Annotated in this window: 9 protein-coding genes and 4 pseudogenes; 10 read left to right on the top strand and 3 right to left on the bottom strand. The window is 69.7% G+C overall.

The window, feature by feature from the left end; all coding sequences use genetic code 11:
• Nucleotides 1-2 precede the first annotated feature (2 nt).
• Nucleotides 3-1339: pseudogene (gene crtL / locus IQ220_RS01180) on the bottom strand (lycopene beta cyclase).
• Nucleotides 1340-1350: 11 nt separating this feature from the next.
• A pseudogene (gene gyrA, locus IQ220_RS01175) lies at nt 1351-4031 on the bottom strand (DNA gyrase subunit A).
• Nucleotides 4032-4137: 106 nt separating this feature from the next.
• Between gyrA and IQ220_RS01170 the strand changes: the two are divergent.
• The 7 genes and pseudogenes from IQ220_RS01170 to IQ220_RS01140 form a co-directional block, all read left to right on the top strand.
• Nucleotides 4138-5292 carry a homocysteine biosynthesis protein gene (locus IQ220_RS01170; RefSeq protein ID WP_193912906.1) on the top strand — a complete coding sequence of 385 codons (1155 nt, stop codon included), beginning with the start codon at nt 4138-4140 and terminating at the stop codon, nt 5290-5292.
• Between the two features lie 70 nt (nt 5293-5362).
• Complete coding sequence (locus IQ220_RS01165; RefSeq protein ID WP_193912904.1) at nt 5363-5932, top strand: CAAD domain-containing protein; 570 nt, start codon at nt 5363-5365, stop codon at nt 5930-5932.
• Nucleotides 5933-6000: 68 nt separating this feature from the next.
• Complete coding sequence (locus IQ220_RS01160) at nt 6001-7164, top strand: GuaB3 family IMP dehydrogenase-related protein (protein WP_193913155.1); 1164 nt, start codon at nt 6001-6003, stop codon at nt 7162-7164.
• Between the two features lie 165 nt (nt 7165-7329).
• On the top strand, nt 7330-7653 hold the full coding sequence (gene trxA / locus IQ220_RS01155) for a thioredoxin (protein ID WP_186697001.1): 324 nt from the start codon (nt 7330-7332) through the stop codon (nt 7651-7653).
• 55 nt (nt 7654-7708) lie between these two features.
• Nucleotides 7709-8782, top strand: a complete 1074-nt coding sequence (locus IQ220_RS01150) for an LOG family protein (RefSeq protein WP_193912902.1) — start codon at nt 7709-7711, stop codon at nt 8780-8782.
• Nucleotides 8779-9422: pseudogene (hisH, locus tag IQ220_RS01145) on the top strand (imidazole glycerol phosphate synthase subunit HisH). Before IQ220_RS01150 ends, hisH begins: the two are co-directional and overlap by 4 nt.
• Nucleotides 9383-9919: pseudogene (locus IQ220_RS01140) on the top strand (RsmD family RNA methyltransferase); the annotation flags it as partial. The pseudogenes hisH and IQ220_RS01140, both read left to right, overlap by 40 nt.
• A 78-nt stretch (nt 9920-9997) precedes the next feature.
• On the opposite strand, the gene petG reads toward IQ220_RS01140, so the two are convergent.
• Nucleotides 9998-10111, bottom strand: coding sequence for a cytochrome b6-f complex subunit V (petG, locus tag IQ220_RS01135; RefSeq protein ID WP_186700639.1), 114 nt, complete (start codon nt 10109-10111; stop codon nt 9998-10000).
• A gap of 135 nt (nt 10112-10246) precedes the next feature.
• On the opposite strand from petG, the gene IQ220_RS01130 reads away from it, so the two are divergent.
• The 3 genes from IQ220_RS01130 to IQ220_RS01120 all read left to right on the top strand — a co-directional run bounded on the left by IQ220_RS01130 (nt 10247) and on the right by IQ220_RS01120 (nt 12545).
• A complete protein-coding gene (locus tag IQ220_RS01130) occupies nt 10247-10624 on the top strand; it encodes a cytochrome c (RefSeq protein ID WP_193912900.1) in 378 nt (125 codons plus the stop codon).
• Complete coding sequence (locus tag IQ220_RS01125) at nt 10621-11412, top strand: RNA methyltransferase (RefSeq protein ID WP_370566300.1); 792 nt, start codon at nt 10621-10623, stop codon at nt 11410-11412. The genes IQ220_RS01130 and IQ220_RS01125 overlap by 4 nt, the downstream gene beginning before the upstream one ends.
• Nucleotides 11413-11516: 104 nt before the next feature.
• Nucleotides 11517-12545 carry a serine hydrolase gene (locus IQ220_RS01120; protein ID WP_370566313.1) on the top strand — a complete coding sequence of 343 codons (1029 nt, stop codon included), beginning with the start codon at nt 11517-11519 and terminating at the stop codon, nt 12543-12545.
• Nucleotide 12546 lies beyond the last annotated feature (1 nt).

The following is a 12546-nucleotide window of genomic DNA, read 5'->3' as shown; positions in this document are numbered from 1 at the left end:
TGTTAGGGGCGCAGCAGGCGGGCGAGCAGGGCGAGCTCCCGCCCCTGCAGGTTCATCAGGCCCAGCCGCACGCCCGGGGGCGCCGTGAGAAACAGACGCACCATGGCCGCCACCAGCTCAGGCACGCTCAGGGTGTTGGTGAGAAAGCCATGCCACTGCTCGTTGGGCAGGGCGAAGAAGGTGGCGAAGAACTGGCGCAGCCGCTGCTCGGGGAAGCGCATCAGTTTCTCCAGGCCGAACTGATACAGCGCATGCTTGCGGCGCAGGGGCTGGGACCAGAGGGCCTGCCAGCCGGCGGCCGCCAGGCTGGCGGGGGAGGCGGCGGGATCGGCCAGAGCCCCGGCCAGGGCCTGAGCCAGCTCGGGAGCCCGGCGCAGCAACGCCCCCACCAGGTAGCCACTGGCCGGATGCACCATGGCGGCCGCGCCGCCGAAGGCCAGCAGGGGCTGCTGCAGATCCGGCAGCGGCAGGTTCATCGGAAACAGGCAGAACTCCTCGTGCTCCACGGCACGGATGGCCAGGCCCCGATGGGCCAGGCGCAGCTGCAGTCGCTGCCGCAACGTGTCAAACGACAGCGGCGGCGCCAGGGCCAGGGAGGTCTCTTCCACGAAGTGACGGCCGTCGCCCAGATCCATCGCGTAGAGAAACGTGGGCGGCTGCTGGCGCTGCTCAAGGGGGAGATGGTCACAGCGGAAGTCCATCAACACGAACTGGCCGGGCTCCACCGGGGGAGCCGTGAACCGCCCCACCACGCCATAGGCGGCCTGGCCGGCCACCGGTCCATCGCTGGGGCGACCGATCAGGGCGCTGCCATGGCCGCTGGCATCCACCACCAGCCGCGCCCGCAGCACCTCACCGCTGGCCAGGGTCACCACGCTGCAGCTCCCCGGGGGGGCGCCGGCACGGCCCGGCTCAAGGTTCTGCGCGACCTCAACGGCCACCGCCTCACCGCGATGCCAGGGCACGCCGCCGCGGCGGAGCTGCTCCAGCCAGTGGTGTTGGAGCTTCTGCTTGTCGAACAGCCCGTAGTCACGCCTGTGCGGCGTGGGGGCGTTGGCGGAGTCGGCGGCATCGGGGGATCCGGGGCCGAAGTAGCTCACGGTGTGCTGCCAACGGTGCTCCAGCAGGTGCCCCAGCCCGAGCGCATCCACCTCATCGCCCCAGACCCCATAGGTGTTGGGCCAGGCGGCCTGGGGATCGCCGGGGCAGAGCAGCGCCACCGCCACCCCCTGCTCGACCAGCGCCGCAGCGATCGCCAGGCGGCCGGTCCAGCCCCCAGCACCAGCACCTCAGCGCAGAGGGCGCCCTCGGCTGGCTCCGCCGCCAGCGGTAGAGCCATGGCCCCCAGCATCAGGTCAGCTCCTGGTCGCCGCCCTCTGATTCAGCAGCGTCCACCAGCTCGGAAGCGGCGTCAGCAGAGGTGGCCTGCTCCGTGCCGGGCTCTGCCAGCTCCTCCTCGTCCTCCAGGGCGGGAGGCACCAGCACCATCTCCACGAGGCGGTCGCCCCGATCCAGCCGCTGCAGCCGCACGCCGGTGGCCGCCCGCGACTGCTGAGGGATGGCATCGGCCTCGGTGCGCACGATCACCCCTCGCTCGGTCACGAGCAGCACCTCCTCGCCGGCTCCCAGCACCTTGAGCCCCACCAGCACGTCGCCATCCACCCGGAACTTGATCGCCCGCAGGCCCATGCCGGCCCGCTTCTGCAACCGGAACTGATCCACAGGCACCCGCTTGCCGAGGCCTCCGGCGCTGGCCACCAGCACCCAGGGCCCCTCACTCGGAGCCACCTCCACCGGCAGGTCATCGGCCGCCGGCTCCTCGTCGCTGCTGCTGTTGGCCACCCGGTCAGCCAGTTCGGCCGAGAGCACATCCATGCTCACCAGCTGGTCGCCGGCACGCAGCTGCATGGCCCGCACACCGCGCGCCGTGCGGCCCAGCGGGCGCAACTCCTCGTCGCTGAGACGGAAGTGGATCGTCATGCCCTTGAGGGAGCCGATCAGCACGCTGTCGCCAGGCAGGGCCAGGCGCACCCAGCGCAGGTCATCGCCGTCTTCCAGCGAGATGGCGATCAGGCCATTGGAGCGGATGTTGGCAAAGGCGGAGAGGCGGGTGCGCTTGATGTAGCCGCCACTGGTGAGCATCACCAGCACGGCATCCTCGGTAAAGGCACTCACGGCCTGCAGGGAGGTGATCTGCTCCTCCCGCGGGATCGGCAGCATCTGCACGATCGGCGTGCCCTTGGCCGCCCGGCTGCAGAGGGGAACCCGGTAGGCGGGCACCGCGTAGACCACACCGCGGTTGCTGAACAGCAGCAGATGGTCGTGGTCGTTGCAGCTGATGAACAGCTTCACGGCCTCCTCGCCCTGAGTGCGGGTGCCGGCCTTGCCGCGGGTGCCCCGGCTGGTGGCCTCGAACTCACTCACCGGCATCCGCTTGAGGTAGCCGGTTTCGGTCAGCAGCACCACCGAGCGTTCGTTGGCGATCAGGTCGATGTCTTCCAGGCCACCTTCGAGATCGAGGATCTCGGTGCGGCGCGGCGAGAGGTAGCGGCTGCGGATCGCCCCCAGCTCCGAGGTGATGATGCCGAACACCCGCTCGCGCCGGGCCAGGATGTCTTTGTAGTCGGTGATCTTGGCGAGCAGATCTTCGTGCTCCAGCCGGATCTTGTCGGCCTCCAGGGCCGTGAGCCGGCGCAGTTGCATCTGCAGAATCGCGTCGGCCTGAATCTCCGTGAGGCCAAACTGAAGCACCAATTCGGCACGCGCCGAGGCCGTGTCGGCGGCCGCTCGGATCAGGGCGATGATCGCATCGAGGCTGTCGAGAGCAATCAGCAGGCCGAGCAGGATATGGTCGCGTTCTTCTGCCTTGCGCAACAGGTATCTGGTGCGCCGCTCAATCGTTTCGACTCGAAAATCGAGGAAAACCTGCAACATCTTGTGCAGGGTGAGCACCACTGGTTCACCCTTGACCAGGGCCAGCATGTAGGCACTGAAATTATTCTGTAGTGGCGTGAGTTTGAACAGATTGTTGAGCACAACCTGGGGGTAGGCATCGCGTCTGAGCTCAATCACGATGCGCATGCCATCGCGATCCGACTCATCCCGGATGTCCGAGATCCCCTCCAGCTTCTTGTCGTTGACCAGTTCGGCGATCCGCTCGATCAGCGACGCCTTGTTGGTCTGGAAGGGCAACTCGGTGATGATCACCGCATCCCGGTCAGGACGTCCTTTGACTTCCAGCGTCTCCACCGAGGCGACACCGCGCATGGTCACCGAACCGCGCCCGGTGGTGTAGGTCTCGCGGATGCCGCGGCGGCCCAGGATCTGCCACCGGTGGGGAAGTCCGGCCCCGGCACGATGGCCATCAAGGCCTGCTCGCTGAGCGCAGGATCCTCGATCAAGGCCAGCAGGCCATCGATCAATTCAGTGAGGTTGTGGGGCGGGATGTTGGTCGCCATGCCCACGGCGATCCCCGTGGACCCATTCAGCAGCAGCTGGGGAATCCGCGCCGGCATCACCGTGGGTTCCTGCTGGGAACCATCGAAGTTGTCGGCAAAGTCAACCGTCTCGGCTTCGATGTCCTCCAGCAGAGCGTCTGTGGTAAGGGCCTGCAGGCGTGATTCGGTGTATCGCATGGCGGCCGGTGGGTCACCATCCACCGAACCGAAATTGCCATGCCCATCCACCAGCGGCATGCGCATGTTGAAATCCTGGGCCATGCGCACCAGGGCGTCGTACACGGCCGTATCCCCGTGGGGGTGGTACTTACCGAGCACCTCACCCACCACGCGGGCGCATTTGCGGTAGGGGCGGTCGCTGGTGAGACCCAGTTCGTACATCGCATAGAGAATGCGGCGATGCACGGGCTTGAGGCCATCGCGGGCATCGGGCAGGGCCCGGCCCACAATCACGCTCATCGCATACTCCAGGTAGGAGCGCGACATCTCGTTGCGAAGGTCCGTCTGGATGATCCGAGAATCACCGTTGGAGCCGGAGTCACCGGAGTTGTTCGGTCCGGTGGGATCCGCCATGCAGAGCAACCTTCAACACCCCCCATCCTATCGACAGCTGTGCCCGCTGTTCCGGGGCCCCGCCCGCCGCTGAGGCCACCGACCCCCGCCGCTGAGGCCACCGACCATGGAGCCACCGATCCGAAGCGAAGCCCAGCTGCAGCAGCGGCAGCAGCGCGGCGACCTGCGGGTGCGCCGTGCCAGCGCCTACCGCCGCCTGGTGCGGCAGGAGGGCCTCGAAGCGGCCTTTGCCAGCACCGATGTGGTGGTGGCCGCCGATGCGGTGTTCACCGACCAGGCGTCCCTGCACCTCTCCCTGGGCCCCAGTGATCCGCCGATCCGGCTGCACAGCGTCCAGTTGGGCGGCGTCAGCGGCCTGGCCAGCGGCGGCAGCGGCGAACTGGTGCTACCGATCGGCGGCGGCCTGGCGGACCCCGACCGGCTCAGTGGTGCCACCGTGCTGGATCGATTGCTGGCGGGGCAGACCCTCCCCCTCGATGCCAGTGGCGAGGCCACACCCCTGCACCCCAGGCGGGAGCTCCACACCGACCTCAACCTGGAGCGCATCGGTGCCGGACGTCTGCTGCTGCACCGCGCCATCGTCGAAAACGGCGTGGTGGCGGTGAGCAGCGCCCCCGGGGTGTGCCACAGCCCCTTCGGCCCGCTGCTGGGCCCCTTCACCACAGGCCTGTACAGCTGCGGTGGCGCCGGCAGCATCGGCCTCACCATGCCCGCCCTGAGCTTGCTTGGGCCGGGCTCCCCTGTGCTCGTGGCCGGCAGCATCGGCTGGGTGATGGGCAGTGGCAGCGGCCACCAGCCAAGCCCGCGGCGCCAGGCCAGCGGCCATGCCACCACCCCCGGAGCCGCCGTGGCGGTGGCGGTGGATCTGCATGGCCTCGATCGCCGCTGGCTCCGGGCCGCTCACTTCGAGGGCCATGGCGGTGCCCTGCTGGTGGCGATCGCAGCTCCGGTGCCCCTGCTCCACCTCAATGGCGCCCGCCAGGCTGCGGCCGGGGCCTCAGAGCTCGCGGCCACGGTGCTGGATCTGGCCTTGCCCAGGCGGGTCAAGCCGGCCTTCGGGCGCGTCAGCTACGCCGAGCTGACCCAGGGCAGCTTCCGGCTGCGAGACCGCCCCGTGCGCTGTGCGCCGACCCACAGCCCCCGCCTGGCCGAGGAGATCGCCCAGCAGCTGCTGGAGGCCCTGCAGGCCGGCCGTTTCCCGTTGCGTCTGCCCAGCCGGGCCCTGGGCAGCCGATCCGCCCAGCTGCCGCTCGATCCCTGATGTCTGACCACCACGGCAACCACGCTTAAGCTCCCCCCCACCACGATCACCGCACGGTTGCCGGAGGGCCATGGCTGAGGAGAACAAGACTGGGCAGAGCGGGGCTGAGCAGAGCGGGGCCGCAGACAGCTCGGCAGAGACGATCCCGCAGCCGCCTCAACCCGAGAGCCCCCCGCCTGCCGAGCCGGCGGCCATCCCCCCCGATGCGGGCGTCACCGCGGCAGCTCCTGGGGTGTCCCCGGAGCCCAGCCCCGCACTCGATCCCAGCATCGCCGCCACGATCACCGTGCCGCCGCTGGAGGGCGCGGACGCCGACGGCGCTGAGGGGGGCGAGTGGGCCCTGCTCAGCGGCAAACTGCAGGACTGGCTGGCCAGCGGCGAGCTGCAGCGGATCTGGCAGCAGTCCCGCACACCCCTCACGGCCCTGCTGGCTGTGGTGGCGGTTGTGCTGGTGCTGCGGATCTACGCCTCCCTGCTCGGCGCACTCAACGGCCTGCCCCTCGTGCCCGGCCTGCTGGAGCTGGTGGGGGTGATCTGGGTGCTGCGCAAGGGCCTGCCCAAACTGCTGCGCAGCAGCGAGCGCCGCGAGCTCGTGGCCGGCCTCAGGCAGCGCTGGGAGTCGTTCCTCGGCGGCGGCTGAAGGCCTGCCTGGCGGCGGCTGAGCTCGTCAGACCACTTGATAGCTTGACCCCAATACGTCAGTTTCCGGTGGACATCCAGCTGGGCCGCTCCCGAACCCTCCGTCGCGCCTACGGCATCGACGAGATCGCCCTGGTGCCCGGCGGCCGCACGGTGGACCCTTCGGTGACGGACAGCAGCTGGACTCTGGGGGGGATCAAGCGCGACATCCCGATCATCGCCAGTGCCATGGATGGCGTGGTGGACGTGGGCATGTGCGTGGAACTGACCCGCCAGGGGGCCCTGGGCGTGCTGAACCTCGAAGGGGTGCAGTGCCGCTACGACGACCCCAACCCCGTGCTCGACCGCATGACGGCCGTGGGCAAGAGTGAGTTCGTTGGGCTGATGCAGGAGCTCTACAGCCAGCCGGTGCGGGAAGACCTGATCCGCCGGCGGATCAAGGAGATCAAGGGCCAGGGCGGCATCGCCGCCGTGAGCGCCACCCCGGTGGCCGCCATCCGCTTCGGCAAGGCGATCGCCGAAGCTGGTGCCGACCTGTTCTTCGTGCAGGCCACGGTGGTGAGCACCGAGCACGTGGGGCCTGAGGGCCAGCAGACCCTCGATCTCGAGGCCCTCTGCCGCGACTTCGGCGTGCCGGTGGTGATCGGCAACTGCGTCACCTATGAGGTGGCCCTGAAGCTGATGCGGGCCGGCGCCGCCGGCGTGATGGTGGGGATCGGGCCGGGTGCGGCCTGCACCAGCCGCGGTGTGCTCGGCATCGGCATCCCCCAGGCCACGGCCGTGGCCGACTGTGCCGCCGCCCGCGACGACTACGCCGCCGAGACGGGCCGGATCGTGCCGGTGGTGGCGGACGGCGGCATCGTCACCGGCGGCGACATCTGCAAGTGCCTGGCCTGCGGGGCTGACGCCGTGATGATCGGCTCCCCCATCGCCCGGGCCAGCGAAGCCCCCGGCAGGGGCTTCCACTGGGGCATGGCCACCCCCAGCCCGGTGCTGCCGCGGGGCACCCGGATCCAGGTGGGAACCACCGGCAGCCTCGAGACGATCCTGCGGGGTCCGGCGGGCCTCGACGACGGCACCCAGAACCTGCTGGGCTGCATCCGCACCTCCATGGGCACCCTGGGGGCCCGCACCCTCAAGGAGATGCAGCAGGTGGAGGTGGTGGTGGCCCCGTCCCTGCTCACCGAGGGCAAGGTGTACCAGAAGGCCCAGCAGCTGGGCATGGGCAAGTAAGTCCTATCTTGAAACCGTGGGGGCTTCACAGCTCGCACACTCCTCACACCCTCCGGCCCGGCACGTCCGGGCCTTCTGTCCTTAACGCCCTGCAACGCTTGTCTGGCCTCGTCAGGGGAGATCAGACGGCCCTTGCTAGATTGCAGAAACCCGATCACCACAAGGATGTCCAGCGCAGCCGCCGTTACCGACGCCTCCTTCGAACAGGACGTGCTCAAGAGCGACGTGCCCGTGCTGGTGGATTTCTGGGCGCCCTGGTGTGGCCCCTGCCGGATGGTGGCGCCGATCGTGGACGAAATCGCCAAGGAGTTCGAGGGCCAGATCAAGGTGTTCAAGCTCAACACCGACGAGAACCCCAACGTCGCCAGTCAGTACGGCATCCGCAGCATCCCAACCCTGATGGTGTTCAAGGGTGGTCAGAAAGTGGACACGGTCGTGGGGGCCGTCCCCAAGACCACCCTCTCCGGCACCATCTCCAAATACCTCTGAAGCGGGCCCGCTTCGAGCCCCTCAGGGGCCTCGCCCCTGTGTTGAGTTCCAACCCATGAGCGGTTCCGGGCCCATCCAGCCCGCCACCAGGGCCGGTGGCCTGAGCCCCCTGGATGCGATCGCGGCCGTGAGCCGGAACCATCCCCAGCGGCGCCTGATCGACCGGGCCCTCGTATCCCTTCTGGACATCTGCCGGCAGGAGCAGGAGCCCGAGGCCTGGCGCATTGTCGAAGGCACCCTGGCTGACATCAGTGAAGCCCTGGCGGTGTTCCGTCCTCGCCGGGATGTGCGCAAGGTGTCGGTGTTCGGCTCTGCCCGGACCGAGCTGGATGATCCCAGTTACCAGCTGGCTGAGCAGCTGGCCGAAGCCGCCGTGGCCTCAGGGTTTGAAGTGATCACCGGCGCCGGCAGCGGCATCATGGAGGCCGCCAACCGGGGCGCGGGCTGTGAGCGCAGCATCGGCCTCAATGTGGACCTGCCCTTCGAGCAGCATCCCAATCCGATCGTGAGCAGTTGTGACGGACGGCTGCTGCACTTCCGTTACTTCTTCACCCGCAAGTTGTTCTTCCTGCGGGAGAGCGATGCCCTGGTGGTGCTGCCCGGTGGCTTCGGCACCCTCGACGAGCTGTTCGAGTCGCTCACGCTGATCCAGACCGGTCGCACCCCTCCGATCCCGCTGGTGCTGCTGGCCGCCCCGGACGACCCCTTCTGGCTCAGCTGGCAGGAGCACAGCCTCAACGCGATGCAGGAACGGGGGCTGATCTCCCCGGAGGACACCTCCCTGCTGTTTCTCACGGACAGCGCCGAGGCGGCCATGGCCCAGATCGAGCGCTTCTACCGCCGCTTCCACGCCGCCACCCTGGAGCGGGACCGGGTGGAGCTGCTGCTCAACGCCTCCCTCACGGCGGAGCAGCTGCGCCAGCTGAACCTCAGCTACGACGACCTGGTGGACCAGGGCAGCATTCAGGCCGCCGAAAGCATCGATCAGCGCGGCTTTCTGCGGCCCTGTCTGCGCTTTCATTTCGACAGGCGGCGGATGGGGCGGCTGTATCAGCTGATCGATAGCCTCAACGCCATGGACGTTCCCTCAGACCTCCCGGTGGAGCTGCCGAGCCAGGAGCCGGCATGACCCGCATCGGCCTGATCGACTACGGCATGGGCAACCTGCACTCGGTGCAGCGGGGCTTCGAGCGCCTGGGGGCCGCCGTGGTGCCGGTGCAGGCCGCCGAGCAGATGCAGGGCTGTGACGCCTGGTGCTGCCGGGCGTGGGGGCCTTTGATCCGGCCATGGAACGGCTGGAGAGCAGCGGGCTCGCCGCCGCCACCCGCCACTGGTGCGGCGCAGGACTCCCCCTGCTGGGCATCTGCCTGGGCCTGCAGCTGCTGTTCGAGACCAGTGACGAGGGCCGTTCCCGGGGCCTGGGGCTGATCCCCGGCCGGGTGCGGGCCCTGCCCCGCAAGCCGGGCCATCCGATCCCCCACATGGGCTGGGAGCCGCTGGTGCCAGGCCGGGCCAGTCCGCTCCTGCCCGCCGAAGCCCCTGAAGCCTGGGTCTATTTCGTGCACTCCTACGCCGCGGATCCCCTGGACCCGGCCTGCACCACCGCCTGGGTGAGCGTGGCGGGGGAGCTGGTGAGCGCGGCGGTGTGGCAGGGAGCGATCGCCGCCTGCCAGTTCCACCCCGAGAAGTCGGCGGAGGCGGGCGAGGCGATGCTGCGGCGCTGGCTGGAGTGGCTGGAGCAGGCCCGTGGCGTGGAGCGGACACCGTGAGCCTGCGCCTCAGCGGCGGCCGCAAGCTCGAAAGCCCTCCTGGAGCCAAGGCCCGCCCCACGCCGTCGCGGGTGCGGCAGGCCGTGCTCAATCACCTGGCCCCCGAGCTGGACGGCTGCCGCTGGCTTGATCTCTGCACCGGCAGCGGCGCCATGGCCTGCGAGGCCCTGCAGCGCGGTGCCCGGCTGGTGGTGGCCGTGGAGCAGGATCGCCGCCTGGCCTCCCTGGCCCGGCGCAACCTGGAGCTGGTGCTGGGCGGTGTGCCCGTTGTAGAGGGCGGGCCTGAGCCCGGCATGGGCCGGGTGCAGGTGCACTGCTGCGAGGTGGTGCGCTGGCTGCAGCGGGGCTGCCAGGGCCAGCCCTTCGACCTGATCTACGCCGATCCGCCCTACCGGGCCGGGCTGTACCCAGCCCTGGCGCAGGCCATCTCCAAAGGGGGGTGGCTCAGCGGCCACGGCAGGCTGCTGCTGGAATGCGCCAGCGACGATGCACCTGCCGTGCCACCGACATGGAGCCTTGATCAGCAGCGGCGCTACGGCTCCACCAGCGTGATCATCCTGAGGCCCTGGGGCCCGTCAGGCGTCGAGGGCGCTGCCGCGGCGGTATTGGTTCCAGGCGGCCACGAACAGACCCAGCAGCGTCACGGGGACCAGGCCGAGCACGATGCCGCAGAGCAGGGGTTCGATCATGGGGACGCGCAACAGGCCTCAGTCCACAATCTTCCCATGGGCAGCGCCATTGTTGGGGAAGGCAATGGCAACGTTGATCCTGCCTCGCCACTCCCCTAGACCCGCTTTCCTGTCCTGCAGCCCCCACCCGCCTCGATGACCGGCCAGATCGCCCAACCCGCCATCCCCCGGGGCCTGGTGGCGGCCCTCGTGCTGGCGGCGGCGGCGGCCTGCGTGGTGGTGGCTCTGCTGGTGCTGCCGGCCTCCAGCCGCGACCCCTACACCCGCCAGACCCTGGAACTGCGCGGGTCGGTGGAGCACGGCGCCCAGCTGTTCAGGCTCAACTGCAGCGGCTGCCACGGCATTGCCGCCCAGGGCCTGGTGGGCCCCGACCTGCACGGCGTGTCCCAGCGCAAGAACCAGCGCCAGCTGATCCAACAGGTGGTGAGCGGCCGCACGCCGCCGATGCCGCGCTTCCAGCCCGAACCCCAGGCCATGGCCGACCTGCTGGCCTACCTGAACGGGCTGGTGTGACGCAGCCCCCCGAGGCGAGCCCTCCCCGGCAGGGGATCTCGCCGCTGGCGGTGGTGCTGGTGGAGCCTGCCGGCCCCCTCAACGTGGGCAGCGTGGCCCGCCTCTGCGCCAATTTCGACGTTCAGGAACTGCGGCTGGTGGCCCCTCGCTGCGATCCTCTCGGCGAGGAGGCCCGCCGCATGGCCGTGCACGGGGTGGCCCATCTGGAGCGGGCCCGGGTGTTCCCCCACCTGGCGGCAGCCCTGGCCGACTGCCACCGGGTGGTCGCCACCAGCGGTCGCGGCGAGGGGGAGCCCCTGCCGCTGCTGGGGGCCATTCCGGCCCTGACCTGGCTGGCCGATGGGCCCGCGGACAAGCTCGTGGCGCTGGTGTTCGGCCGGGAAGACCGGGGCCTCAGCAACGATGAACTGCTGCAGGCCGGCTGCCTGCTGCAACTGGACACCGCCACCCCCTACCGCTCCCTCAACCTCTCCCATGCGGTGGCGCTCGCCCTGCAGGCCTGGCGGGGCCTCGGCGGAACCCCGGCGGCAGGCCAGCCCAGCCGGGAGCCCTGCCGGCGCGGCGAGCTCGAGGATCTGCTCAGCGATGCGGAGGCTCTGCTCCTGGCCGTGGGCTTCCTCTACCCCCACACCGCCCGGGCGCGGATGGCCAAGCTGCGGGCCCTGCTGCAGCGCGCCACCCCCAGCAGTGAAGACACCGCGCTGCTGCGGGGGATGGTGCGCCAGCTGCGCTGGGCCAGCCAACAGGGCGCCATCCCCCCGGCTGGCAAGGGCGGGCCAGACCCCTAGCGTCGGGCCACCCGTTCCGAACCGCGTTGACTGCTGGCCGACCCCCCCAGGCCCCCCGCGCGGGGTGGGGACAACCGCTCCGGCTGCTGCTGCGGCTCACCGTGATGGGAGTGGGTCTTGGAATTCTGGCCGGCACGGGCCTGAAACTGCTGGCCCCCTACGTGGTCAACGGCACCCTGCCCGTCTTGATCCCGAGTGGGGGCTCAGCCCCTGGCGGCTCTGCCACCACGCCAGGCGCCCTCCCGGCGGGCGCACCACCAGCCGGGAAGGCGCTCAAGCCGGGACGCTTCCAACCGAAGCAGGAGCTCACCGCCCTCAGCAAGAGCTGGGCCCAGCTGGCGGCGGCCCAGAAAGGTCTGCAGGCCAGCGGTTTTCTGCTGGTGCTGGACGATGGGCGCTTCGCCCAGCTGGCGGCGGATCAGCCCCTGCCGGCGGCCAGCTCGATCAAGACACCCATCTTGCTGGCGGGCCTGGAGGACGTGGATGGCGGCAAGATCCGCTGGAATGAGCCCCTGCCCCTCACCAAGGAGCTGGTGGGCGGCGGTGCCGGCTGGATGGCGAGCAAGCCCGTGGGCACCCGCTTCCCATTCTTCGAGGCGGCCACCGAGATGATCCGGGTGAGTGATAACAGCGCCACGAACCTGCTGATCAAACGGCTGGGGGGCAAGACCAGCCTCAACACCCGCTTTCAGGCTCTCGGACTGCCCGCCACAGTCGTGAACAACTGGCTGCCGGATCTCGATGGCACCAACACCACCAGCGCCCGGGATCTGGCCCGCTCGATCGCCCTGGTGGACACGGGCGAGAAACTGAGCCCCCGGGCCCGGGATCTGTTTCGCGAAATCATGGCCACCTCCCGCACCGACACTCTGATCCCCCTGGGCCTGCTCCAGGGCCTGGGCAAGGACGCATCCGATCCCGACAGCGAACTGCTCAGCTTCGGCGTGACCGCCTACAACAAGACCGGCGACATCGGCATCGCCTACTCCGACGCCGCCCTGATCCACCTGCCCACCGGCCAGCGCGCCGTGGCCGCCTTCATGGTGAAGGGGCCGTTCAACGACCCCCGCTCCGCCGATCTGATCCGCTCCATGGCCGCTGAGGCCGCCAAAACCCTCGTGGGCCGCCGATGAC

The organism is Cyanobium sp. LEGE 06113 (genome assembly GCF_015207615.1).
This window is presented reverse-complemented; position numbering and strand designations above follow the sequence as displayed.

Coding starts and splice junctions, on each gene's coding strand:
- IQ220_RS01130 (WP_193912900.1), top strand. CDS start 10,247: ATGACCGGCCAGATCGCCCAACCCGCCATCCCCCGGGGCCTGGTGGCG.
- IQ220_RS01170 (WP_193912906.1), top strand. CDS start 4,138: ATGGAGCCACCGATCCGAAGCGAAGCCCAGCTGCAGCAGCGGCAGCAG.
- trxA (WP_186697001.1), top strand. CDS start 7,330: ATGTCCAGCGCAGCCGCCGTTACCGACGCCTCCTTCGAACAGGACGTG.
- IQ220_RS01150 (WP_193912902.1), top strand. CDS start 7,709: ATGAGCGGTTCCGGGCCCATCCAGCCCGCCACCAGGGCCGGTGGCCTG.
- IQ220_RS01120 (WP_370566313.1), top strand. CDS start 11,517: ATGGGAGTGGGTCTTGGAATTCTGGCCGGCACGGGCCTGAAACTGCTG.
- petG (WP_186700639.1), bottom strand. CDS start 10,111: ATGATCGAACCCCTGCTCTGCGGCATCGTGCTCGGCCTGGTCCCCGTG.
- IQ220_RS01165 (WP_193912904.1), top strand. CDS start 5,363: ATGGCTGAGGAGAACAAGACTGGGCAGAGCGGGGCTGAGCAGAGCGGG.